We start from the raw sequence: 23,555 nt of genomic DNA, 5'->3' as shown, positions 1-23,555 counted from the left end.
GACCATGACCCAGGCACCGACCCCCACCGCGGACACCGTCCGCCGACTGGTGCGCGCCCTGCTGGGGGAGGGCGACCGCGACGGCGCGGGCCCGGAGGTGCGGCCCGTCGCCGGGACGGCCCGGCCCGGCAGCACCTGGTGGATCGGCTCCCGCCACGTGCTGCGGCTCGCCACCGACCGCGACGGCACCGCCCGGCTCCGCCGCGAGCTGCGCCTGCGCGACCTGGCCCGCCCCTGCCTGCCGGTCCCCATCCCGGGCAGCGTCGCGCACGGCGACTGGTCCCCGGGCCTCGCCCACACTCTGGACCTGAGGCTGCCCGGCGGCACCGCCGAGGACCACGACGTGTCCGCCGTAGGCGAGGCCGACCTCGCCGGGCTCCTCGGCGGCCTGCGCGACGTCCCCGCCCGGCAGGCCGAGGCGCTCGGCGTGCCCCGCACCGCCCCGCGCTCCCTGGAGGCGCTGCGCCGCATGGCCGTCGCCGCCTCCGTGCCGCTGGCCGCCGCCGACGAGTTCGACCCCACCCGGCTGCACCAGCTCACCCCGCCCGGCGCGGCCCAGCTCGCCGCCCAGCCGCACACCGCCGTCCTCGTCCACCACTCCCTGCGCGGCGACCACCTCGTCGTCGGCCCCGACGGCCGGGTCCGGGGCGTCCTCGGCTGGGGCCGCGCGAGCGTCGGCGACCCGGCGGAGGACATCGCCGGGCTCGCCCTCGCCGTCGGCTCCGGCGCCGCCGTCCGCGCCGCGACCCTCGCCGGATACGGCGCCCGCCCCTGTCTGCGCGGCCTGTGGCTGGCCCGCTGCGACACCGTCGTACGCCTCGCCCGCTACCTGGAGGGCGGGTCCGGCCGCGCGGGCGGGCCCGGCGAGCCGCCGCCCCTGCTGCACACCCAGCTCACCCGCGCCTGGGAGACGATCCTGCTGGAACGGGTCACCGAACTGCGCGACGACGCCCCGCACGCGCCCTAGCCGGGCATCCCGGCACCGTCCGGGCAGCGGCGCCGCCGTCGCCCGGACGCCGGGGCGGGGTGCCCCGCGCTCACTCCTGTTCCAGCACCACGCAGGACTCCCCGGGCACGTGCAGGAGGCCGTCCGGGCCGGGGACGGGGATGTCGTCCCAGGCGGCCAGGACGCGGGCCGGGCGGGTGCCCAGGGGGATCGCCGCGGCCTCCTTGCCGAGGTTGACGACGACCCGGACGTCGCCCCGGCGGAACGCCAGCCAGCGCGCCCCGGAGTCGTGGGCGACCCGGAGGTCGGCGAGGTCGGGATCGGTGAGGTCCGGGTGGGCGTGGCGCAGCGCGATCAGGGCGCGGTACCAGGCCAGCACCCGCGCGTGCGGCTCGCGCTCCGGCTCGGACCAGTCCAGGCAGGAGCGGTCGCGGGTCGCCGGGTCCTGCGGGTCGGGCACGTCCTCCTCCGCCCACCCGTGCGCCGCGAACTCCCGCCGCCTGCCCCGCCGTACGGCCTCCGCCAGTTCGGGGTCGGTGTGGTCGGTGAAGAACTGCCACGGGGTGCCCGCCGCCCATTCCTCCCCCATGAACAGCATCGGCGTGAACGGTCCGGTCAGCGTCAGTGCCGCCGCGCAGGCCAGCAGGCCGGGGGAGAGCGACGCGGAGAGCCGGTCGCCCTGGGCGCGGTTGCCGATCTGGTCGTGGGTCTGGCTGTAGCCGAGCAGCCGGTGCGCGGGCGTGCGGGCCCGGTCCAGCGGCCGTCCGTGGTGGCGGCCCCGGAAGCTGGAGTACGTGCCGTCGTGGAAGTAGCCGCCGGTGAGGGTCCGGGCGATCGCCTCGAACGGGTCGCGCGCGAAGTCGGCGTAGTAGCCCTGGGACTCGCCCGTCAGCGCGGTGTGCAACGCGTGGTGGAAGTCGTCGTTCCACTGCGCGTGCAGCCCGAGCCCGCCCCGCTCGCGCGGGGTGATCACCCGCGGGTCGTTGAGGTCGGACTCGGCGATCAGGAACAGCGGCCGGCCGGTCTCGGCGGCCAGCGCGTCCACCGACTCCGCCAGCTCCTCCAGGAACGGGTACGCGCGCGTGTCGGCCAGCGCGTGCACCGCGTCCAGCCGCAGCCCGTCGATCCGGTAGTCCCGCAGCCAGGCCAGCGCGCTGCCCAGCAGGAACGCCCGCACCTCGTCCGAACCGGGCGCGTCCAGGTTGACGGCCGAACCCCACGGCGTGTGATGCGTGTCCGTGAAGTACGGGCCGAACGCGGGCAGGTAGTTCCCGGACGGGCCGAGGTGGTTGTGCACCACGTCCAGGACCACGCCGAGCCCCCGCTCGTGCGCCCGGTCCACGAACCGCTTCAACGCCTCCGGCCCGCCGTACGGTTCGTGCACCGCCCACAGCGACACCCCCTCGTACCCCCAGCCGTTACGGCCGGGGAACGGGCACAGCGGCATCAACTCCACGTGTGTGATACCGAGTTCGACGAGATGGCCGAGCCGGTCGGCGGCGGCGTCCAGGGTGCCCTCGGGGGTGTACGTGCCGACGTGCAGCTCGTACAGCACCGCCCCCGGCAGCGGCGGACCGGCCCCCTCCGCCCGCCACGCGTACCGGCCGTGGTCGACGACCGCGCTCAGCCCGTCCGGCCCGTCCGGCTGGCGGCGCGAGCGCGGGTCCGGCAGCACCGGACCGTCGTCCACCGCGAACCCGTACCGCGTGCCGTCACCCGCCTCCGCCTCCCCGGCCCACCAGCCCGGCCGCTCCGGATCGCGCTCCATCGGATACGTGGCGTCCCCGCACCGGAGCGTCACCCGATCGGCCTGCGGTGCCCACACCTCGAACTGCACGGACGCATCCCCTTCGTCGGTCCACTGTCGCCGGTCCACTGCCGTCGCTCCCAGCCGTCGCTCCACGGCCGCCCGCCACGGCCCGCGGCCGTCCGCCGCCGGTCCGCGGGACGTGCCGCCCGCTCACCGTGACGGCCGGTCCGCTCACCGTGACGCACTCCGCCTCATCCTGCGGTACACACCGCCCGTCCGCCGGGGGAACACCTCCTTACCGGCGGGTCCCCGCCCCGGTGCGCCCCCCACGCGCCCGGCGCCGCCCTTCCCCCGTTTTCTGGACACTCCGGGGTTCACTGACCGACAATCACGAGCGTGACATCGTCCTTCGAGTTCAACACGTACCCCGCGCGGCTGTCCGACGCGCAGCGCGACCAGGCGCTGAAGGTGCTCCGTGACGGTGTCGCCAACGGCCGTCTCTCCCACGACACGTTCATCCGCCGCATGGAACTGGCGCTCGTCGCCCGCCGCACCGACGAACTGGCCGCCCTCACCGCCGACCTGCCCCGCGAGAGCCGCTTCTCGCGGGCCCTCCTCGGCACCGTCGAGGCGGTCTCCGGCTTCCCCGGCCGGCTGCGGCGCGCCTGGCGGGCCGAGCGGATGCCCAAGCTGCTGCTCCCGCACCCCGGCACCGCGCACGCCCTGCGCATCGGCCGCGACCCGGCGAGCGGGCTGCGGCTGACCCACGAGAGCGTCTCGCGCGTGCACGCCGAACTCGTCCGCCAGGGCGGGATGTGGGTCCTGCGCGACCTCGGCTCCACCAACGGCACCACCGTCAACGGCCGCCGCGTCATCGGCGCCGCCGTCGTCCGCGAGGGCGACCAGGTCGCCTTCGGCCAGATGGGGTTCCGTCTCTCCGCCAACTGAGCGCCCGACGTCGGGCGTTGCCCCCGACTGAATCAACTCGTCGGTCACGGGGCGGTGTTGAATGGGCTCACCGGTCATGACTCGCTGTGTGCAAGCCGGGCACTTCCGGTGACCGTACGGCGCCCGCGGGGGAGGTGCGCTGTGCCGCCGCGCCTGCGCTGTCCGAGCGTGGACGCCCCCGTGTCCCGCGCCGCCTCCGACGCCTCCTGGAACCTCCTGCTCCGCCTCGACCCCGACGGCCTGGCCGCCCTGCGGATCGCCGGGCGCCGGACCGCCGGACCCGCACGATCGGGTGACCCGGACTGGGGAACTCCGCCCGCCGTGCCGATGCACCGGGAATGAAGCACACCCCCCTCCGGCGCCTCCTGGGCGCCCTGCCCGCCGCGGCCGCCCTCCTCGCCGCCGTCGTCCCCGCCCACGCCGCCGCCCCCCTCCCCGGCGACCTCTTCCCCGGCGGCGGCCTCCAGCTCACCGTCACCCGCGGCGACGCCCGCTCCAGCGACTCCCGCGGCACCCTGCTGCTCTGCGACCCGCCCCAGGGCCACGCCCGCGCCGCCGAGGCCTGCGCCGACCTCACCGCGGCGGGCGGCGACATCGACGCCATCCCGCCGCGCAAGGCGATCTGCTCCATGCTCCACGCCCCGGTCACCGCCCGCGCGACCGGCCAGTGGCACGGCCGCCCGGTCTCCTGGACCCGCACCTTCTCCAACCTGTGCGTGCTGCACGCCCAGACGGGCGCCCTCTTCGCCCTCGACGAGACAGAGGTCCCGGAACTCGCGGAACTCCCCGACTTCCCGATGCTCTGACACCACCGGCGCGGTACGCGGCCCCGGGGCGTCCTCCACGGGAGGGACGCTCCGGGGCAGCCCTACGCCGCCCCCTCCCGCGCGTGCAGCGCCGCCGCGAGGACCGTGCGGGACTGGTGGTCGATCTGGTCCTCCAGGGGCACCCAGCGGGCGCCGAAGCGGTCGGCGAAGGACTGGCTCCAGGTCGCGACCAGGTGCTCCAGGCGCGGGGCCGCGCGGTCGTGCCGCTCGCGGGTGACCCGCCACAGCATCGCCGCCGCCCGCAGCGGCAGCCGGCGGCCGAACGCGTCGACGCTGCCGACGTACGCCATCGTCGTGTCGGCGGGGGAGAGCGCCGTCCAGTCGGCGGCGAGGCCGGGCACCAGGTCCAGCGCCCAGCGGGCCGCGCGCAGCAGCGGGCCGTCCGCCCCGCCCACCCGGGGGAGCACCTCCGCGAAGAGGCGCTCCACCTCGGCCGCGTCCCGCCGCAGCCGGACCGCGAGGCGCCGGATCGCGGCGGCGGGGTCGGGGTGCGGGGCCGGGTCGTCCACGAGGTCGCTCGCCCACATCGGCACCTCCACGACCGCCGTGAGGCCGCCGTAGCGGTGGGCGTGGTGCCAGGTGCTGTGCCGGGCGTCGTCCGGCATGCTCGGGTACGCGAGGCCCACCCCTGGCTCCGGCATCACGTGCACGCCGGGCCCGGAGACGGGCCAGCCCGCCGCGTCGGAGGCGCCCGTCTCCACCGGGATGCGGGACTGCGCGGCCGACTTGGCGAACGGCTCGGCCAGTCCGGGGATGTCACGGGTCAACTGCACCCAGCTGCCGCCGAGATCGGTGCCGTGCAGCGTCACCTGGAGGTAGGGCCGCAGCGTGTCGATGACGCCGGTCAGCGCCCGGGTCTCGGGCGGCAGCCGGTCCGGCGGCAGGACGGCCGGGGACCACTCGGGCTGCTCGGGTCCGGCGGGGCGGAAGAAGCCGAGGTGGTAGTCGAGCAGGCTGCGCGGCGCCGGGGTCGTGTGCAGGCTCGCGCCGTCCGGGTCCGCGCAGAGCAGGAAGTGCCAGGACGTCCCGTCCCGCAACTCCCGCTCGTGCAAGACCCGTTCGGCGACGGCGAGCAGGGTGGGCCCGCCGGTCGGCTCGTTGGCGTGCGCGCCCGCGACGACCAGTACGGTCCGGGGCGCGTGCCCCACGGACAGCAGGTGGAGCGGCCGTCCGCCACGGGAGACCCCCACCTGGCGCAGGGCGCACAGACCGGGTCGGAGCGCCGCCAACGCCCTTGCGCGGGATGTCAGTTCGCTCACCGTGGGGTACCGCAGCTCCGGCAGGAGACTCACCCCCGTCACGTCCGCCCGGCCTTCGCCTCCGCAGTACCCCACGGACTCCGACCCCTGTCAAGGAGGCCCGTGGGGCGGCTCCGGGGGGCGCTTGCACGACCCCCTCACGCCCCTCCGCACCGGAGTCACCGCCTCCGCGAAACGGTCGCAACGGCACGTTCCGCGCAGCACCGCCCGAGGCTCACCCCACCCGCTCCAGCAGCGCCACCGGCAACCGCGCGAAGAGGTCCGCCGCCGCCACCGCGCCGGTGAACTCCCGCTCCGGGGCGAGGGTGTCCGCCCAGGTCCCCGGCGGCAGGGGCAGCCGGGTGTCGGCCCAGCCGCCCGCCTCCGCCAGCCGGAGCGAGAGCCGGGTGACCGCGGTGATCGTCTCCTCGGAGCGGGTGAACGCCAGGAGGTGCGCGGCCGTCGGACCCTCGGCGGGCAGGGGGCGGTGGCCGGCCTTCGCGCCGAACGCGTCGGGGCGGCGCCGCCGCAGCCGCAGCGCCGCCGCCGTCACCGCGTCCTTGGGACCGGGCGCGGCGGGCGGGAACGCCACGGGACGGCGGTTGTCGGGGTCGACCAGCGCCCGGTACTCCCCCTCGGTGCCCTGGTAGACGTCCGGCACGCCGGGCATCGTGAGGTGCACCAGCGCCGCGCCCAGCACATTGGCCCGGATGTGCGGCTCCAGCGACTCCCGCAGCGCGGCCACCCGTTCGCCGGGCGCCCCGCACGGCCCCTCCGCGAGGAACGCGGCGACCGCCTCCTCGTACGGCGCCTCCTGCTCCGTCCAGCTGGTGTACATCCCGGCCTCCCGGACGTGCTTCAGCAGCGCGTCCCGCACCCGCTCCGGGTCGGCCGGGCCGAGCCCGAACACGGTCTGCCAGGCCGCCCACGCCGTCTGCCCGTCCGGCACCCGCTCCTCGGTGTGCGTCACCAGCTCCAGCAGCTCCGCCCACCGCCCCGGGCACTCGGTGAGCACCGCGAGCGCCGCCCGCACGTCGGCGCTGCGCTTGGTGTCGTGGGTGGACAGGACGGTCCCGGTCAGCGGCCGGTCGCGCTGCACGCGCGCGCAGTACGCGTGGAAGTCCTCCGGGGTCACGCCCAGCAGGCCGGGGTCGCCGCCGACCTCGTTGGCGGCCGGCAGCGGCACGTACCGGTAGAACGCGGTGTCCTCGACGGCCTTCGCGCGCAGCGCCGACGAGGTCTGCGCGAACCGGGTCCGCAGCTCGACGGCGGCCGGATGCGGGTCCCGCCCGAGCAGCAGCCCCCGTACGACGTCGACCGCCCCCGCCTCCTCCGGCACCGTGAACGCGCCGCGCGCCTCCGCGGCGGCCTCGGCGGTGACGACGTCCGCCGCGTCCCCCGAGGCGTACGGCCGGTACACCTCCATCCGCACCAGCAGCTCCTCCAGCGCCGTCCGCAGCGCCCACGGCGCCCGGTCGCGCAGGGCGGGGTCCGGGGAGGCGGCGCAGGCGCGCACGGCGGCGCGGGTCAGCCGGTCCAGCTCGGCGGCCAGCTCGTGCGGCAGCACCCCGTAAGCGGCCCGCCGCTCGGTCGCCGCCCAGTCGCCGCCGCGGTCGGTCTGCGGGGCCGCGAAGCCCCGGTACAGCTCCACCAGCTCCGCCGCGCCCGCCGGGTCGGTGAACAGGCCGTCGATCCGGCGCAGGGCGTCGTAGCCGGTGGTGCCCGCCACCGGCCAGGAGTCGGGCAGCCGCTCCTCGGCCGCGAGGATCTTCTCCACCACCGTCCACCGGCCGCCGCTCGCCTCGTGCAGCCGCGCCAGATAGCCGTCCGGGTCGGCCAGCCCGTCCGGGTGGTCGATCCGCAGCCCGTCGATCACGCCCTCGCGCAGCAGCCGCAGGATCGTACCGTGGGTGGCGTCGAAGACCTCCGGGTCCTCCACCCGCACCCCGATCAGCTCCGAGATGCTGAAGAACCGGCGGTAGTTCAGCTCGGTCCGGGCCAGCCGCCACCACACCGGCCGGTACCACTGCGCGTCCAGCAGCTCCGGCAGCGGCAGGCCCTCCGTGCCCGCGCGGAGCGGGAACACGTGGTCGTGGTAGCGCAGGACGTCCCCGTCGACCCGCAGGTCGCCCAGCACCTCCCCGACCGGTCCGCCCAGGACGGGCACCAGCACCTGCCCGCCGCCCGCCTCCCAGTCGACGTCGAACCAGCGCGCGTACGGCGATCCGGGGCCCTCGCGCAGCACCTCCCACAGGGCGTGGTTGTGGCGCGGCGCCATGGCCATGTGGTTCGGCACGATGTCGACGACGAGGCCGAGGCCGTGCTCGCGCGCGGTGGCCGCCAGCGCGCGCAGCCCCTCCTCGCCGCCCAGCTCCTCGCGCACGCGCGCGTGGTCGGTCACGTCGTAGCCGTGCGAGGAGCCGGGGACCGCCTCCAGGACGGGGGAGAGGTGCAGGTGGGACACGCCGAGCGAGGCCAGGTACGGCACGGCGTCCGCCGCGGCCGCGAACGGGAACCCGGGCTGGAGCTGGAGCCGGTAGGTGGCCGTGGGCACGACGGGGGCGGAGCGCGCAGCAGAGGTCATGCAGACCTACGTACCCGCCCCGCCCCCGTTCGTCTCATCCCGCACGCCGACAGGCCGCCGTGCGGGCCTCGGCGCCCGGCCCGCACGGCGGCCCGCTCGCGGTGGCTACGCCGGTCGGCGCAGCACCGTCATGCTCCGGTCCACCAGGGTCAGCCGGTCCCCGGCGGCGACCTTCCGGCCCTCGCCGCGCACCAGCGCCTCGGGGTCGGCGGCGTCCGACAGGTCGGCGGTGTCGACGACCACCTGCCACTGCCGTCCGTGGTCGACGGGCACCACGAACTCCAGGGACTCCGGGGACGCGTTGAACATCAGCAGGAACGAGTCGTCGGTGATCCGCTCCCCGCGCGCCCCCGGCTCGGAGATCGCGTTGCCGTTGAGGAACACGGTCAGCGCCGACGCCGGTGCCGTGTCCCAGTCCCGCTGCGCCATCTCCTTGCCCTCGGGGGTGAACCAGGCGATGTCGGAGAGGTCGTCGTGGGTGCCCTCCACCGGCCGCCCGTGGAAGAAGCGGCGCCTGCGGAACACGGGATGCTCCTTGCGCAGCCGCACCACCGCACGGGTGAACGCCAGCAGGTCGCCGCCCCCGCCGGACCCCTCGGCCGGGTCCGGCCACCGCACCCAGGCCAGTTCGCTGTCCTGGCAGTAGGCGTTGTTGTTGCCGCGCTGGGTGCGCCCCACCTCGTCGCCGTGACTGATCATCGGCACGCCCTGGGACAGCATCAGCGTGGCGAGGAAGTTGCGCGCCTGGCGGGCGCGCAGGGCCAGCACCTCGGGATCGTCGGTGTCGCCCTCGACCCCGCAGTTCCAGGACCGGTTGTGGCTCTCGCCGTCCCGGTTGTCCTCGCCGTTGGCGGCGTTGTGCTTCTCGTTGTACGCCGTCAGGTCGTGCAGGGTGAAGCCGTCGTGGCAGGTCACGAAGTTGATCGAGGCCAGCGGGCGGCGGCCGTCGTCCTGGTACAGGTCGGACGAGCCGGTCAGCCGGGAGGCGAACTCCGCGAGCGTGCGCGGCTCGCCCCGCCACAGGTCCCGTACGGTGTCGCGGTACTTGCCGTTCCACTCCGTCCACAGCGGCGGGAAGTTGCCCACCTGGTAGCCGCCCTCGCCGACGTCCCACGGTTCGGCGATCAGCTTCACCTGGGAGACGACCGGGTCCTGCTGCACCAGGTCGAAGAACGACGACAGCCGGTCCACCTCGTGGAACTGGCGGGCCAGCGTCGCCGCGAGATCGAAGCGGAACCCGTCCACGTGCATGTCCAGGACCCAGTAGCGCAGCGAGTCCATGATCATCTGGAGGACGTGCGGGGACCGCATCAGCAGCGAGTTCCCGGTGCCCGTGGTGTCCATGTAGTACCGGGGGTCGTCGGTGAGCCGGTAGTACTGGGCGTTGTCGATGCCCCGGAAGGACAGCGTGGGGCCCAGGTGGTTGCCCTCGGCGGTGTGGTTGTAGACCACGTCGAGGATGACCTCGATCCCCGCCTCGTGCAGCGCCCGCACCGCCGACTTGAACTCCAGCACCTGCTGCCCGCGGTCGCCCCAGGAGGCGTAGGCGTTGTGCGGGGCGAAGAAGCCGATGGTGTTGTAGCCCCAGTAGTTGGTGAGGCCCATGTCGACCAGACGGTGATCGTTGACGAACTGGTGCACCGGCATCAGCTCCAGCGCCGTCACGCCGAGTTCGGTCAGGTGTTCGATGATCGCCGGGTGGGCGAGAGCCGCGTAGGTCCCGCGCAGCTCCTCGGGCAGCGCCGGATGGCGCATCGTGAGGCCCTTCACATGGGCCTCGTAGAGCACCGTGCGGTGGTACTCGGTGCGCGGGCGCCGGTCGTCGCCCCAGTCGAAGTAGGGGTTCACCACGACCGAGGACATGGTGTGCGGCGCCGAGTCGAGGTCGTTGCGCTTCTCGGGGGAACCGAAGTGGTAGCCGTACACCTCCTCGCCCCAGCTCACCGACCCGCTGACCGCCTTCGCGTACGGGTCGAGGAGCAGCTTCGCCGAATTGCAGCGCTGCCCCCGCTCGGGTGCGTAGGGGCCGTGCACGCGGAACCCGTACCGCTGCCCCGGCATGATGCCCGGCAGGTACGCGTGCCGGACGAACGCGTCGCTCTCGCGGAGCTCCACCGCCGTCTCCGAGCCGTCGTCGTGCAGCAGACACAGCTCTACTCGGTCCGCGGCCTCCGTGAAGACCGCGAAGTTCGTACCGGCGCCGTCGTACGTGGCGCCGAGGGGGTATGCCTCTCCAGGCCAGACCTGCATGGACACGACTCTTCCAGGTGTCTCGGCTCGCCGGGGGCGCCTTCACTCCGAGTCTCCCGGAAAGTGATGGAACCCCCTGCGACTTACGTCCCTCTTACCCCTCGACCAGTGCGTACGCCCGACCATGCGTACGCCGAACCAGTGGGGCAGAGACGTACTCCCGGGGATCAGGGGGAGTAGGGGGATGATGTGCGCACGACAGTGCGACGCCACCTGGGCAAAGTGGTGGCGGGAGCGGCGATAGCGACGGCGGCCACGGCCGCGATGATCGCGATCACCCTGCCGGGCACGGCAGGAGCCGAGGGGAACGGCAACGGGAGCGGCGGCGCGGGCTCCGCCGCCGCCGGACAGGGGCAGGCCAGGACGGACGGCACCGGCGCCGACGGTTCCGGGACGGACGGCACCGGCGCGGTGGGACCCGGCGTCGTCGCCGCGGCACCCGCCGAGGGCGCCAAGGGGAAGGGCCGCGACCCGCTCACCGACGACGAGATCGCCCGCGTCGAGCGCATCGCCGCCGACCGGACCCTGATGCGGTCCGCCGAGGACGTCGAGGGCGACCACGGCCCGCAGACCCTCTCCGTCGACCTCGCCGAGCCCGACACCGACGAGATCGACGACCCCGCCGCGCCCCGCCGCGCCGAGGTGACGTACTACGACTACACCGACGACACCCTCGTCAGCCGGACCGTCAACCTCGACACCGGCAAGGTCGAGGACACCCGCAGCGGCCGCGGCGTCCAGCCGCCGCTGAGCAAGGACGAGAACACCGAGGCGGCGAAACTGCTCATCGCCGACCCGCTCGGCGCCGGACTGCGCGCCGACTACCAGGACGCCACCGGCAAGCCGCTCACCTCGCCGGACCAGCTCCAGCTGTCCAGCCTGGTCTACCGCGCGGTGAAGGGCGCCCAGCCCGCCGCCTTCGACCAGTGCGGCACCCACCGCTGCGTGCGGCTGCTGCTGAAGGTGAAGAACGGGCCCTGGATCGACACCCGTTCCCTGGTGATCGACCTCAGCACCCGCAAGGTGGCCTCGCTCACCCGCTGAGCCGCCACCGCCGCCGCCACGGCGGAGCGCCCCCGAGCCTCCGCCGTCCGGCCGCGCCGGTTCTCCGACATCCGACATCCGCTGTCCGACGTCCGGCGCTCTTCGCCCAACGCCTCTCGTCCTTCGGCCGGTGGTCCCCACGGACGCGCCGGCCGTCCCGATCCGCAGGGAGTCAAGTCCTCATGCGTGTGACCCGAACGTCCCGCGTCCGCAAGGGCGCGGCCCTCGGCCTCTCCGTCGTGGCGCTCGCCGCGGGCGCCTCCGCCACCGGCTCCGGCGCGGCCGTCGCCCAGCCGAAGGCCGCCCCCGCGCCCGCCGCCGACTGCGCCGCCGCCTACCGCATCCAGCAGAAACTCGCCAATGGCACCACCTGGCGGATGTGCTGGCGCTGGGAGTCCAAGTCCGGGCTGATCCTGGAGAAGATCTCCTACCAGCCGCCCGGCGAGGCCAAGCCCGTCAAGGTCCTCAACAGCGCCAAGATCGCCCAGATCCACGTGCCCTACGACGACGGCACCAACGAGTACAACGACATCACCGACTACAACTTCGGCTCCGGCCTGGTCAACATGACACCCGCCGAATGCCCCGGCGGCACCCTGCGCACCGTGAAGGTCCGCGACCCCCTCTACTCCACCAGCCCCGACGTCAAGGGCCTGTGCACCACCACCCGCGCCCGCGGCCACGCCTACCGGATGCAGACCGACTCCGGGAAGGTCTACCAGTCCCAGGGCAAGGACCTGCTCGCCTACACCGTCAACAAGGTCGGCTGGTACGAGTACATCACCGAGTGGCGCTTCGCCGACGACGGCACCCTCTCCATGAACGTCGGCGCCACCGGCAGCCTCTCGCCCTTCGACTACGACGCCGGGGACGGCCGCGGCTGGCCCATCGGCAAGGGCGCCAAGTCCTATGCCACCAGCCACAGTCACAACGTCTTCTGGCGACTCGACTTCGGCATCGACGGCGGCAAGAACAAGGTCGAGCAGTACGACTCGAAGGTCAGCCCGCCCCGCGCCGGAGCCCAGGCCCCCACCAACAAGACCACCCGCACCGCCGTCACCAAGGAACTCGCCGGAGACGCCAAGAACATGCGCTGGTGGCGCGTCGTCAGCACCACCGGCAAGAACAAGGACGGCCACCCCCGCTCCTACGAGATCGTCCCCGGCGCCACCACCAAGTACCCCGGCCGCCCCTTCACCCAGCGCGACGTCTACTTCACCCAGTACGCCAAGTGCGAGCAGTACGCCAGCAACAACGTCCGCCTCTGCGCCAACGGACACCCCACCAGCGTCGACAAGTGGGTCAACGGACAGGCCCTCACCCACCCCGTGGCCTGGGTGAACGTCGGCTTCCACCACATCGCCCGCGACGAGGACCAGGAGCCCATGCCGGTCCACTGGCAGGGCTTCTCGATCGCCCCGCGCGACGTCACCGCGATGAACCCGCTCACCCCGCCCGCCCTCGCCGGACAGAACGGACAGCCGCGTCCCGGAAGTTGAGCAACGACCCTGTCCATCCGGCTGCACCGCCCGCCGCTCCCGGAGTACTCTTCCTTGATCGTTCCTTGATCGTCGGGACGGTGGAGAACGAGGAAGCTCGGGGGAGCGGAAGGCGGTGCGCGGGTGGGCTCGGGAGGGCTGGAGCTGCCCCCTGGTGACGACAGTCATGAGGGGGTCTCCACAGACGTCCCGCCCGGCACGGTGTCCCTGGCCCGGCCGATGGAGGGTGCCATCGGACCGGAGCTGGACTGGGACGCCGACGCCTGGCGCGAGGTACGCACCCGCGCCCAGCGGGCCGGGCGCGCCTACATCTGGCTGAACCTCGTCGAACAGCGGCTGCGCGCCGTCGTGTCCGCCGTGCTGCGCCCCATCTACGAACCCGTCCACGGCGACGACTGGGTGGTCGCCGCCGCCGGACCCGCCGGGCAGGAATGGGTCCAGCGGGCCGTCGCCGTCCGTGAAGTCAGCCGCCGCAAGGGCTACTTGCTCGACCCCGCCGACGACCACACCATCTCCTTCCTCACCCTGCCCCAGCTGCGCGAACTGATGGTGCAGCACTGGCCCTGCTTCGAGCCGTACTTCGACGAACGCCGCGACGTCGAACTCGCCCTGGACGAACTGGAGGTGACCCGCAACGTCGTCTCCCGCAACCGGGCCCTCTCCGAAGCCGTCCTAGGCCAGGCCGAACGGGCCTCCGCCCGGCTGCTGGAGATGCTCGGCACCGGCGGCGACGTGCCCTCCGCGCGCCGCCTGCCCGTGGACGCCGTCGAGGACCTCGTCGGCGACCGGTACGCCGACGTCGTCGCCGTCCACCCCGACCGGGTGCGCCTGCTGCGGCAGTTCCCCGCCGAGGACATCTTCGACGGCGCCCGCCGCCTCGACGCCATCGGCATCGGCCTCAACCTCCTCGTGCAGAACTTCTCCGGCCGCCGCCTCGTCCGGCTCGCCGAGGCGGGCGCCCGCGTACGGCTGCTCTTCCTTAACCCCGCCTCCAGCGCGGTAAAACGCCGCGAACGGGAACTCGGCATGAAACGCGGCGAGTTGAGCCGCGCCGTCGAGATGAACATCCTCCACATGCGCCGGGTCCGCTCCCGGCTGCGCGATCCCGGCGCCTTCCAGATCCAGGTCTACGACGAGACGCCCCGCGTCACCGCCTACCTCGTCGACGGCGACGGCACCGACGGCATCGCCGTCGTCCAGTCCTACCTGCGGCGCCTGCGCGGCATGGAGGCGCCCGTCCTGGTGCTGCGCAACGGCAACCGGGTCGTCAAAGCGGGCGAGACCGACGACAGCGGGCTGTTCTCCGCGTACCGGGAGGAGTTCGAACTGGCCTGGACGGACTCCCGGCCGGTGTCCTGAGGGTCGCCCCGGCGGATGCCCCGACGGGTGTGCACGCATGCCTCGGCGGGTGTGCGCCGACGTGCGCGGCGCTCCGCGTGGCGTCCCGCGCGGCGAGGTTCGGGGTGGTGTGCGGGGATCGGTGGGTTGATGTCCCCGGGTGTCCGTGTTGTGTGCGCGCTAAGCGGAACGTGCTCCTCTGATTGTCAGTGCCCCGTGGGAGGGTGAAGACCACTGGGGGAACGCACCACCGAGAAGGGGGGCCACCATGGCCTGGCACCGGGAGCTGATCGTCGGCTTCGACCTGGAGACCACCGGGACCGATCCGCGCGAGGCGCGCATCGTGACGGGAGCCGTGATCGAGGTCCGGGACGGACAGGTCCTCGGCCGTCGGGAATGGCTCGCCGACCCGGGGGTCGAGATCCCCGCGGACGCGGTCGCCGTCCACGGCATCAGTACCGAGCGCGCGAGCGCCGAGGGCCGCCCGGCGGACCGGGTCGCCGACGCCATCGCCGACGTCCTCACCGGGTACTGGCGCACCGGCGTCCCCGTCGTCGCGTACAACGCCGCCTTCGACCTCACGCTGCTCTCCGCCGAACTGCACCGGCACGGGCTGCCCTCGCTGCGCGAACGGCTCGGGGGACCGGACCCGGCCCCCGTCGTCGACCCGTACACCATCGACCGCTGGGCCGACCGCTACCGCCGCGGCAAACGCAACCTCGAAGCGGTGTGCGCGGAGTACGGCGTCGCGCTCGACGCGGCCCACGACGCCGCCGCGGACGCGGAGGCCGCGGCGCGGCTCGCCGGGGCGATAGCCGAGCGGCATCCGAAGATCGCCGGGCTCGGACCGGCCGAGCTGCATCTCCGGCAGATCGAGTGGTACGCGGAGTGGGCCGCGGACTTCCAGGAGTTCCTGCGGCGCAAGGGGGACGCGGAGGCGGTCGTGGACGGGGTGTGGCCGGTGAGGGAGCTGATGGCCGCCGGTTGAGGTGGGGGCGGTGCGGTGATCGTTGTGCGGTGCGGGTGGGTGGGGGATGGGTGCGCAGTTCCCCGCGCCCCTGAGGGGGGTTGTGGTGGGCGGGGTCGTGGAGTTGGCCGGGGTGGTGGGGAGGTGCGCGGTTCCTCGCGCCTCTAGGGGGCGGTGGGCGTGACCGTGTCTGGTGAGGTCTCGCTTGATGGTGTCGGGGGCGCGGTCTCTGTGGAGGGGGACGGGGAAGGGGTGGTCGAAGGCGACGGGGACGGGCTGGGGGACGGGGACGCGGTGGGGGAGGGGCTTGTGGTCGGGGTCGGTGTGGGGGCGGGGGTGGGGGTGCCGGCGAGGTAGTCGGTCCAGGCGAGGACTGTGTCGGCGTACTGGCCCGACCTGTTGTAGGTGAGGATCGCCGTGCGCAGTTGCCGGCGGTCCGACAGGTCGCGGTTTCCCGCGCACAGGTAGTTCCCGGCGCTCAGGGCCGCGTCGTAGATGTTGTGCGGGCTGGCCGTCGCGTCGCCGTTGCCGTCGGTGCCCCACACCGCCCACGTCCCGGGGATGAACTGCAGGGGGCCCACCGCCCGGTCCCAGCGGGGGTCCCCGTCCAGACGGCCCCCGTCGGTGTCGGGGACCTCCGCCACCCCGTCGCCGTCCAGAGCGGGGCCCACGATGGGCGTCACGGTGTCGCCGCTCGCCGTGAGGGCGCCGTCGTGGGCCTGGCCGGACTCGACCTGGCCTATCCCGGCCAGCACCGGCCAGCGCAGCCCGCACGACGGCCGGGATCGCGCGAGACGGCTCTCGGCACCGACGTACGCCCGGTACGCGGTCGCGGGCAGCGTGACGCCGGTGGCCGTCACCGCGCGGGAGGCGTCCGCGGTGAGGGAAGGCGAGGGCGCCGGTCCCGGCGCGGGCGGCGCAGCCGTGTCGTACGGCCGGGGCAGGTACTGGGTTCCGGTGGTGTCGAGCGTCGGGTCGGGGGCGCGGCGCTCGTACACCACCGTTCCCACCGTCACCAGAGTGGCCGCCACCGCCACCGCCGCGAAGCCCTGCGTGGCGCGCTGAAGCGCATCCGCCATCCGTCGAATCCCCTGCGGTCGGCCGACGGACCCACGCCCGCCGGTGATGGCCGCCTCCCGGCCCGGACCCCCGCCCGCGCCGTGGGCGGACCCTGCGCCGCCATGCTCGCAACCCCGGAGCCGCGCGAGCGGGCCCACCGGGGCGGGCGGTGGGGCAGGCCCCGCCTCCCGAACGGGCAGGCGCGCCGGACGCCCGTCCTCCCGGCCCCGCGGGCCGACCCGGCCCGGCGGCCCCCCACCGGCTCCCGCACGGCCGGGCCGTGCCACCCGCTCCAGCCCCCCGGTGTCGCCCTTTCGCGCAGGCCGTTCCGCCCCGATCGACGCCCCGGCGCCGCTGCACCCCTCGCGGGGGGACGGCGAAGCTGGCCGGGTGGGCGCCATCGTATTGCTGCTGGACGACGACGAGTCGGCCGTTCCCGGTGAGGAGACCCGGAGAGCGGCGCAGATCTGCAACTCCGGCTCCGTGGTCGACCGGTTCGCCCTGGACGTCCTCGGCGACGCCAAGGACTGGATACGCGTCGAACCGTCCGAGATCAACGTCTTCCCCGACCAGTCCGTCGGCGTCGAGCTGGTCTTCACCCCGCCCCGGTCCGCCGCCCTCCCCGCCGGGGAGGTCCCGTACGCCCTGCGGGTCATGTCGCACGAGGACATCGAGGGCTCGGTGGTCGAGGAGACCACCGTCACCGTCGGCCCCTACACCGACTTCGGGGTGCGCCTCACGCCCACGACCCGGCGGACCCGGTCCGGGGCCCGCTTCCACGCCGTCGTCGACAACCGCGGCAACGCCCCCCTGCGGGTCCGCACGTACGCCACCGACCGCGACTCCGCGCTGCGCTTCGCCATCGCCTACCCCGACACCGTGGTCGCCCCCGGCAAGGGCGCCCTCCTCCCCGTCAGGGCCCGCCCGCTCGCCCGGCGTTGGCGGGGCACCGACCAGACGCTGCCGTTCCAGGTGGCGGTCGTCCACGACGGCGCGGACGGCCCCGAGGAGCGGACCGCGGACGGGGCCGTCGTCCAGGCGGCCCTGCTCTCCGACGCGGTCGCCAAGTTCGTGCTGTCGGTGGCCGCCGCCGCCCTGGCCCTGATCGCGCTGTGGCTGTTCGTCCTCGAACCCGGTGTCGAGTCCGAGGCCCGCAAGCAACTCCCCCCGGTGGCCGACGGGAGCGACCTGCCGTCCGGGACGCCGTCGGCGGCGGCCTCGGCGTCGGGCGGCACCGGCGCGCCCTCCGCGGGTCTCTCCCCGCCGCCCGCCGTGCCGGACCCGCTGCCCCCGGCACCCCTGCCCGGCGCGGTCCGCGAGCAGGACGGCGCCGCGCCGTCGCCCGGCCCCGGCGGCACCGCGGGCACGGGCGGCGGCGGGGCCGCGTCCGACGGTGGCGGACGGGCCTTCGACGGGCGCATCGAGGCCGACGCCGCGCCCTCCGTGTCCGCCTTCGACACCACCGCCCGCTACACCGTGCCCGACGACGCGACGCTCTTCGTCAGCGACGTCGTCTTCGAGAACGCCGCCGCCGACGAGGGCGTCCTGCGGCTCCAGCGCGGCGAGCAGGTGCTGCGCCGCCTCACCCTCGGCGCGTTCAGCAACCAGGACGAGCACTACGACGAGCCCATCCGGTTCGGGCCCGGCGAGGACGTCGTCCTCGCCGTGAGCTGCCGCAAGCCCGGCGCGCTCGTCGAACCCGGCGGCGCGCGGACCTGCACCCCGGCCGCCTTCTTCTCGGGACGCCTGGTCCCGTCGCCTGCATGAAGAAAAAGAGGAGACCATGAGCGGAGCGGCCGCGGCGGCCTTCGGTGACCGGGTCGTCGGGACCGACACGCACATCGTGATGACGCCCTCGGCCGGTGGGCCGGTCCCCACGCCCGTGGCGCTGCCGTTCACGGGCCCGCTGACGGAGGGCTGCTGCCCCTCCGTGCTGATCGGCGGCCGCCCCGCCGCGACCGTGGGCAGCGTCGCCCTCAACACGCCCGTGCACGTGCCCCCGGCGGGCACGTTCCGTACACCGCCCGACAACCGGGGCACCGTGTCCCGCGGCAGCGCCACGGTGTTCATCGGCGGCTGGGCCGCCGCCCGCGGCCAGGACCCCGCGACGACGTGCAACGACCCCGCCGCGCCGCACACGGCGAGGGTCGTGGCCACGTCGACCGTGTTCATCGGCTGAGCACGGTGCGCCGAGCCCGGCTCGGGCGGCGGCGCTCGGCCGGGCCGGGGCTCATGAGAGCAGGGAGAAGAACTCCAGCTCCGCGACGGCGACGTCCCCGCCTTTCTCCGACGGGTACACGTCGGTGATCTCGATCCGCACCGTCTTGATGGCCGTGGCACCCTTCAGCGGGAACTTCTGCGGCTTGGCCGTGTCCTTGAGCTGGAGGCGCATCCGCTTCTCGTTCGTGAAGGTCAGCAGCATCTGGCGCGGACGGCCGTGGCCGGTGAACTCGTCGCCCGCCCCCGCCGTGACGATGAGCTGGTCCAGCGCTACGACACGGTCGAACCCCACCACCAGCACCGCCTTCTCGGCGCCGCCCGGTGAGCGCGCGTCGAACGGGGCGGCCCAGTGGGTCGCCGTGCTGAGGTCCACGAGGTGCTTCGGGTCGCTGCCACGGGCGGAGTCCTCGGTCCGGACCTCCGACGGCCGCACCGGGTCGTAGCGGGACTCCAGGAAGTCCGTGGCGGTCCTCCGCACCGACGCCGCCCGGTCGTCGACCGTGTGACGGAACGGCGCGTAGGTGGCGTACAGCATGCACGACAGACAGACGAGGACCCCCAGCACCACCCTCGCCCTGGCCCACAGTGCGGCGAGACCCCCGCCGGGCGCGGGCGCCGGTCCGCCCGGCTCACCGGTGACACTGTCCAGCGGTACGACCCGCGGGCCGCGCCGCCTGCGGAAGCGGTGCCACCACGGGGTCGGCGCGACCTCGGCCTCCCGCAGCTCCTCCCCGCACCGGGCGCAGAACCGGCGGGCGGGCGCGTTGCCCTGCCCGCAGTCGCCGCAGATCAGATCCCCGGCACGGATCGTGTTGCTGCGCGGCGTGGGCCGGTGCCGCCGGGTCGGACGCGGCTGGGGCGCCTGCGGCAGCACCACGTCCGGCTCGCCGTCCAGGTCCTCGTCGTCGGCCGGTACGGCGGGCGCCACCGGCACGATCAACGCGGCGTCCCTGGCCCGCGCGGCGGCGGCCCCCGCCCCGGCCGCCACGGGCACGGTCGGCACAGGCACGGTGTCCTCGTGGCCCTCGGTGGACGCGGGCGCGCTGCGGAGCGTGGGGGGCGGGGGCTGGTGAGGCAGGGGGTGCGGGGGATACGGGGGTGTGCGCGGGGCGGGTGAGTGGCCGGGGCCCGGTGGCGGGAACGGGGGGCCGCCGGGCCCCGGGGCAGGGGGACGCCCTGGGGCGGGTGCCGGGTCGCGTGTGGGGGGAGGGGCGCCGAGGCCGGGTGGGCGCGGGGGGCCGCCGACGCCCGGTGGGCGCGGGGGACCTCCGGCCCCCGGCGGGTGTACGAAGCCGGCCGGGCGCGGTGGGCCGACGGTTCCGGGCGGGCCGACCGGGCCGGGGGGACGCGGTGCGCCGACAGCCCCCGGAGGGCTGCCCGCGCCGGGCGGCCGAGGCGGCAGGCCCGGTGGAGCCCCGACACCTGGCGGTCGAGGCGGCAACCCCGCCCCCGGTGGAGTCCCGACAACGGGCGGCCGAGGCGGCATCCCCGCACCCGAACCCCCGCCCACGCCCGGCGGTCGCGGCGGCGCGACCGCCCCCGGCATCCCACCGACGCCCGGAGCCCCGCCGATCCCCGGCGGCCGAGGCGGCAGGCCGGCGCCCGGCATCCCACCCACCCCCGGCGGTCGCGGCGGCAACCCCGCCCCCGGCCCCCCGCCCGCCCCCGGCACGGCCACCGGTCCGCCCGTCGCCGGGGGGTTGACCAGCCGGGCCGTGCCCTGGGTGAGGCGGCGGAACAGGGGGATCGGGGGCGCGGTGGTGGTTCGTTCGGCCTCTTCGGCGGTCTCCGGGGCGATCTCGGGGGCGGTGCGGGTGCCGGACCATTCCAGGAACGCGCCGCAGGAGCCGCAGAAGTCGTCCGCGTCGTGGTTGCGGCCTCCGCAGCGTCGGCAGACGATCATCGGCGTATCACTTCCGTGCGGTACGGGACATGGGCCGGCATGCACTGCCGGATCAGCGCCTCCAGGTCGACGGCGCCGGGTCCGTCGTCCCCGGTGTCTTCGCTGTCTCCAGCGTCTCCGGCGTGCCCGGCGTGCCCGGTCATCGTCAGCCGCAGTACGGCGGTCTCGGGGAGGTCGGCGGGGAAGGCCGTGTCGGGTGTCTGCGAGGTGAACACCCCGCCGGAGTCGACGAGTTCGACGGTGCCGCCGGTGGCGAGGGCGAGCTGCCGGTGTACGCCCTCGACGGTGCCCCCGGTGCGGTGCGCGGTCAGGGCGCCCTCGGTGGCCGCCCGGCGGCGCGCCAGCGGCCAGTTCTCGTCCAGTGGGGTGCCCAGCCGCTCGGCGAGCCACGCGAGGACGTCCGGCGGGGTGAGCCGGGGGTCGACGTAGGCGTCCAGGCAGTCGAGGGTGCTCACCACGGGGGCGACGACCTCGTCCCAGCCCGCCGTCAGCCGCACGGTGAAGGGGTCCTCGCGGAACACTCCGGGCAGCAGGTCGGCCAGGGAGTACGGGCTGCCCAGGCCCTCGACGGCCGCCCTCACCGCCGCTCCTCCACCCGGATGTGGTGGTCGTAGGAGACGACCAGGCTGTTCGGCGGCAGCTCGATGCGGCGGCTCTCCTGGCCCCGCTCGCCCGTCACCGGGTTCGCGGCGAACAGCCGTACGTCGTCGACGAGATCGACGCCGGGCACCCGCTGGAGCAGCGCGAAGACCTCACCCACCTGCACGGGCCGCCCGAAGGGCCAGCCCGTGCCCTGCGGGCCGCCGCCCGGCAGCGGATCGAGGAACCGGTACAGCGCCTCCTCGGCGTCCCTGCGCACCCGGTCCCCGGTCGCCCGGTGGTGCGCGGTCATCCGCGCCACCACGGTCACGCCCCGGTACAGCGGCGGCTCGATCATGAGCCGGGTCCCCACCAGCCGGGCCCGTTCGAGGCGTTCGGCCACCCGGTCGAGGGTGGTCCGCGCCGGGACGAGGTGTTCCAGCCGGACCCGTTCCCCGGCGGGGGCGGCGGGCACCACCAACAGGCGGACCGCGCCGGGCCGTTCGTCGGGCAGCAGCCGTACCCGTGCCAGTTCCGGCGCGGCCTGCCGGGCCAGCGACTCGAAGTCGTCCGCCGTCACCGCCCGGCTGCTGCCGCGCAGTACCAGTGGCGCGCGGGCCACCGCCTCGGCGAGGGTCTCCCCGTCGGCGCCGCCGCGCGCGGCCGCCCGGTTCTCCACCCCGGCGACGAACGGCAGCGACGACAGCAGCGAACGCACCGCCCCCGCGGGCACGTTGCCGCGCGCGCCGCCGCCGACGGCGAAGTGCCGCAGCCGTACGGCGGCACCGTCGGCCGGCACCGCCCCGTACCGGCGCAGGCTTCCGTCGGGCTCCCGCACGGCCGGGCCGAGCAGGACCTCGCGGGCCATCGCGTCCAGCACGAAGTGCCGGTCGGCGGGCCCGCTGCCCGCGAAGTCGTCGACGCGGCTCCACGTCTCCCAGACGGGGTCGTCCGCGCGCGGCGCGATCTCCAGCACGGGATCGCCGTACGGGGCGAGCACCGGCCCCCGGGGCACCGGGAAGCGCTGGCCGGGGACGCCCTCCGTGTCGTCGAGGTACTCCCGGTCGACGACCTCGACGTCGGTCGCCGTCACCGTCACGCCGACCGTCACCGTGCTCAGGGCGCGCACCACGGGACTCGACGTGTAGGCGGGCAGACCGGCGGGCGGGTCGACGACGCGCGCCCGCAGCCAGGCCGCCGTCCGGCCGCCCAGCACCGCCGTGTCGTGCGCGTCGGGCACGTGCACGACGATGTCACCGGCCCGGTTCAGGCCGCCCGTGCCGTCCGACGACACCTCGCACGGCGACCACACCGTCCCGTCCCAGGCCTCCCAGACCAGCGGCGGCGCCTCCGGGTCGACGCCCACGCCGTCGATGCGGCCGTCGAACCCGACCCGCACCGCACAGCCCGGAACGGCCCGTTCCAGCCCGAGGAGCAGCGCGTCGCCCTCGCGGGGCGGTGTGCCGAACGCGGGGAACGCGGCGCTCACCCCCTGCGCGCCGCACTCCCGGTCCTGCGGGCCGTCTCCACCGTCGGCCTGGGTCAGTACGTGCGTCAGGCGGCCCGGCACCATCGTCGCGTCGTGGTCGGTGCGGAAGGTGACGGCCTCCTCGGTCTCGGTGCGCACCGTCCCCACGCGGGTGCCGCCGCGCACCACCAGCGGCGCCTCGGTCACCGCGGACGTCGACCAGAACGTGACCGGTACGCGGGCCGCCGAGGGCGGCAGCATCCGCAGCCCGACCAGGTCCAGGAACTTCACGTACAGCCGGTCGGGCACCTGGTTGAGCCGGTGGATAATCTGGTCCGCCATCATGGCGAACGCCTCCACGAGCGTGCTGCCGGGCTCGGAGGGCAGCTGGTCGGTCCACTCCGGGCAGCGCCGCGCGATCAGCCTCCTGGCCTCGTCCATGAGGTCGGGGAAGCGGCGGTCGTCGAGGTCGGGGGTGGGCAGCACGGACTACCGCCCTTCCGGGTCCGCCGCGGCGGCGGGCAGGCCGTCGTCCGGCAGCGCGTGGAAGGGGAAGACCAGGGCGCGCGGGTCGCCGGAGTCCCGGGGGGTGTATGTGATCACGATGTTCACCAGGGTGGGGTCGGAGGCGTCGGGCCGGGCCTGTACGGCCTGGACGGTGACGCGGGGTTCACAGGCGGCGAGCGCCGAGGCGACCTCGCGGGCCAGGCCGTCGAGGGTGTCCGGGTCGGTCCCGGCGAACACGTAGTCGCGCAGCCGGGAGCCGAACGCGGGGAGCATCGGGCGCTCGCCCGGATAGGTCGTCAGGATGAGCTTCATGGACTGCTCCAGCAGGGCCGGTCCGCTCACCGTGCGGATGCCGCCGCCGGGCCCCGCGCCGAGCGGGAACGCCCAGCCCGTGCCGATGTGGTCGCTGTTCACCGCGGCCGCCCTCC

19 protein-coding genes are annotated in these 23,555 nt (G+C 75.0%); 10 read left to right on the top strand and 9 right to left on the bottom strand.

Features of this window, described 5'->3' with window-relative positions; all coding sequences use genetic code 11:
* Positions 1-4 precede the first annotated feature (4 nt).
* Positions 5-967, top strand: a complete 963-nt coding sequence (locus ACIQPQ_RS20610; protein ID WP_401305696.1) for a phosphotransferase family protein — start codon at positions 5-7, stop codon at positions 965-967.
* 70 nt (positions 968-1,037) lie between these two features.
* Here ACIQPQ_RS20610 and treZ read toward each other — a convergent pair whose 3' ends face one another.
* Positions 1,038-2,783: a malto-oligosyltrehalose trehalohydrolase gene (gene treZ / locus ACIQPQ_RS20605; protein ID WP_401305694.1), complete on the bottom strand. Its 1,746-nt coding sequence runs from the start codon at positions 2,781-2,783 to the stop codon at positions 1,038-1,040.
* Positions 2,784-3,092: 309 nt separating this feature from the next.
* Here treZ and ACIQPQ_RS20600 point away from each other — a divergent pair, with 309 nt between their 5' ends.
* The 3 genes from ACIQPQ_RS20600 to ACIQPQ_RS20590 all read left to right on the top strand — a co-directional run bounded on the left by ACIQPQ_RS20600 (position 3,093) and on the right by ACIQPQ_RS20590 (position 4,450).
* Entirely contained in the window at positions 3,093-3,644 is a 552-nt protein-coding gene (locus ACIQPQ_RS20600) for an FHA domain-containing protein (protein ID WP_383779945.1), read from the top strand.
* 168 nt (positions 3,645-3,812) lie between these two features.
* The gene (locus ACIQPQ_RS20595) at positions 3,813-3,986 is read left to right on the top strand and encodes a hypothetical protein (RefSeq protein WP_401305692.1); all 174 of its coding nucleotides are present in this window, start codon (positions 3,813-3,815) and stop codon (positions 3,984-3,986) included.
* Positions 3,983-4,450, top strand: coding sequence for an SSI family serine proteinase inhibitor (locus tag ACIQPQ_RS20590; RefSeq protein WP_383779950.1), 468 nt, complete (start codon positions 3,983-3,985; stop codon positions 4,448-4,450). The genes ACIQPQ_RS20595 and ACIQPQ_RS20590 overlap by 4 nt, the downstream gene beginning before the upstream one ends.
* Before the next feature lie 62 nt (positions 4,451-4,512).
* Here ACIQPQ_RS20590 and ACIQPQ_RS20585 read toward each other — a convergent pair whose 3' ends face one another.
* From ACIQPQ_RS20585 to glgX, 3 genes are all read right to left on the bottom strand, one after another.
* Entirely contained in the window at positions 4,513-5,763 is a 1,251-nt protein-coding gene (locus ACIQPQ_RS20585) for a M14 family zinc carboxypeptidase (protein ID WP_401305690.1), read from the bottom strand.
* A 181-nt stretch (positions 5,764-5,944) separates the two neighbouring features.
* A complete protein-coding gene (treY, locus tag ACIQPQ_RS20580) occupies positions 5,945-8,293 on the bottom strand; it encodes a malto-oligosyltrehalose synthase (RefSeq protein WP_401305688.1) in 2,349 nt (782 codons plus the stop codon).
* A gap of 105 nt (positions 8,294-8,398) precedes the next feature.
* Positions 8,399-10,543 (bottom strand): glycogen debranching protein GlgX, encoded by a 2,145-nt coding sequence (gene glgX / locus ACIQPQ_RS20575; RefSeq protein ID WP_401305686.1) that lies wholly within the window; start codon positions 10,541-10,543, stop codon positions 8,399-8,401.
* 189 nt (positions 10,544-10,732) lie between these two features.
* Between glgX and ACIQPQ_RS20570 the strand changes: the two genes are divergently transcribed.
* The 4 genes from ACIQPQ_RS20570 to ACIQPQ_RS20555 all read left to right on the top strand — a co-directional run bounded on the left by ACIQPQ_RS20570 (position 10,733) and on the right by ACIQPQ_RS20555 (position 15,412).
* Positions 10,733-11,587 (top strand): Tat pathway signal sequence domain protein, encoded by an 855-nt coding sequence (locus tag ACIQPQ_RS20570; protein ID WP_401305684.1) that lies wholly within the window; start codon positions 10,733-10,735, stop codon positions 11,585-11,587.
* A gap of 182 nt (positions 11,588-11,769) precedes the next feature.
* Complete coding sequence (locus ACIQPQ_RS20565; protein WP_401305683.1) at positions 11,770-13,086, top strand: copper amine oxidase; 1,317 nt, start codon at positions 11,770-11,772, stop codon at positions 13,084-13,086.
* A 123-nt stretch (positions 13,087-13,209) separates the two neighbouring features.
* Complete coding sequence (locus ACIQPQ_RS20560) at positions 13,210-14,445, top strand: SAV2148 family HEPN domain-containing protein (RefSeq protein WP_401305681.1); 1,236 nt, start codon at positions 13,210-13,212, stop codon at positions 14,443-14,445.
* A gap of 247 nt (positions 14,446-14,692) precedes the next feature.
* Positions 14,693-15,412, top strand: a complete 720-nt coding sequence (locus ACIQPQ_RS20555; protein WP_401305679.1) for a 3'-5' exonuclease — start codon at positions 14,693-14,695, stop codon at positions 15,410-15,412.
* 143 nt (positions 15,413-15,555) lie between these two features.
* Here ACIQPQ_RS20555 and ACIQPQ_RS20550 read toward each other — a convergent pair whose 3' ends face one another.
* The gene (locus ACIQPQ_RS20550; RefSeq protein ID WP_401305677.1) at positions 15,556-16,470 is read right to left on the bottom strand and encodes a lytic transglycosylase domain-containing protein; all 915 of its coding nucleotides are present in this window, start codon (positions 16,468-16,470) and stop codon (positions 15,556-15,558) included.
* Positions 16,471-16,840: 370 nt separating this feature from the next.
* Here ACIQPQ_RS20550 and ACIQPQ_RS20545 point away from each other — a divergent pair, with 370 nt between their 5' ends.
* Entirely contained in the window at positions 16,841-18,217 is a 1,377-nt protein-coding gene (locus tag ACIQPQ_RS20545; protein WP_401305675.1) for a hypothetical protein, read from the top strand.
* 16 nt (positions 18,218-18,233) lie between these two features.
* Positions 18,234-18,629: a PAAR domain-containing protein gene (locus ACIQPQ_RS20540; protein WP_401305674.1), complete on the top strand. Its 396-nt coding sequence runs from the start codon at positions 18,234-18,236 to the stop codon at positions 18,627-18,629.
* A gap of 51 nt (positions 18,630-18,680) precedes the next feature.
* Here the strand turns inward: ACIQPQ_RS20540 and ACIQPQ_RS20535 are convergent, their stop codons facing one another.
* The 4 genes from ACIQPQ_RS20535 to ACIQPQ_RS20520 all read right to left on the bottom strand — a co-directional run bounded on the left by ACIQPQ_RS20535 (position 18,681) and on the right by ACIQPQ_RS20520 (position 23,541).
* Positions 18,681-19,679, bottom strand: coding sequence for an NADase-type glycan-binding domain-containing protein (locus ACIQPQ_RS20535; RefSeq protein WP_401305672.1), 999 nt, complete (start codon positions 19,677-19,679; stop codon positions 18,681-18,683).
* A gap of 890 nt (positions 19,680-20,569) precedes the next feature.
* Entirely contained in the window at positions 20,570-21,154 is a 585-nt protein-coding gene (locus ACIQPQ_RS20530; RefSeq protein WP_401305670.1) for a phage tail protein, read from the bottom strand.
* A complete protein-coding gene (locus tag ACIQPQ_RS20525) occupies positions 21,151-23,106 on the bottom strand; it encodes a putative baseplate assembly protein (protein ID WP_401305668.1) in 1,956 nt (651 codons plus the stop codon). Before ACIQPQ_RS20525 ends, ACIQPQ_RS20530 begins: the two co-directional genes overlap by 4 nt.
* A gap of 3 nt (positions 23,107-23,109) precedes the next feature.
* Positions 23,110-23,541 carry a GPW/gp25 family protein gene (locus ACIQPQ_RS20520; RefSeq protein ID WP_401305666.1) on the bottom strand — a complete coding sequence of 144 codons (432 nt, stop codon included), beginning with the start codon at positions 23,539-23,541 and terminating at the stop codon, positions 23,110-23,112.
* Between the last annotated feature and the right edge of the window lie 14 nt (positions 23,542-23,555).

Source organism: Streptomyces sp. NPDC091281, from assembly GCF_044757425.1.
Lineage (GTDB): Bacteria > Actinomycetota > Actinomycetes > Streptomycetales > Streptomycetaceae > Streptomyces.
The sequence above is the reverse complement of the archived record's forward strand: the minus strand, read 5'-3'. Positions and strand labels throughout refer to the sequence as shown.

Coding starts and splice junctions, on each gene's coding strand:
- ACIQPQ_RS20610 (WP_401305696.1), top strand. CDS start 5: ATGACCCAGGCACCGACCCCCACCGCGGACACCGTCCGCCGACTGGTG.
- ACIQPQ_RS20590 (WP_383779950.1), top strand. CDS start 3,983: ATGAAGCACACCCCCCTCCGGCGCCTCCTGGGCGCCCTGCCCGCCGCG.
- treY (WP_401305688.1), bottom strand. CDS start 8,293: ATGACCTCTGCTGCGCGCTCCGCCCCCGTCGTGCCCACGGCCACCTAC.
- glgX (WP_401305686.1), bottom strand. CDS start 10,543: ATGCAGGTCTGGCCTGGAGAGGCATACCCCCTCGGCGCCACGTACGAC.
- ACIQPQ_RS20565 (WP_401305683.1), top strand. CDS start 11,770: ATGCGTGTGACCCGAACGTCCCGCGTCCGCAAGGGCGCGGCCCTCGGC.
- ACIQPQ_RS20555 (WP_401305679.1), top strand. CDS start 14,693: ATGGCCTGGCACCGGGAGCTGATCGTCGGCTTCGACCTGGAGACCACC.
- ACIQPQ_RS20550 (WP_401305677.1), bottom strand. CDS start 16,470: ATGGCGGATGCGCTTCAGCGCGCCACGCAGGGCTTCGCGGCGGTGGCG.
- ACIQPQ_RS20540 (WP_401305674.1), top strand. CDS start 18,234: ATGAGCGGAGCGGCCGCGGCGGCCTTCGGTGACCGGGTCGTCGGGACC.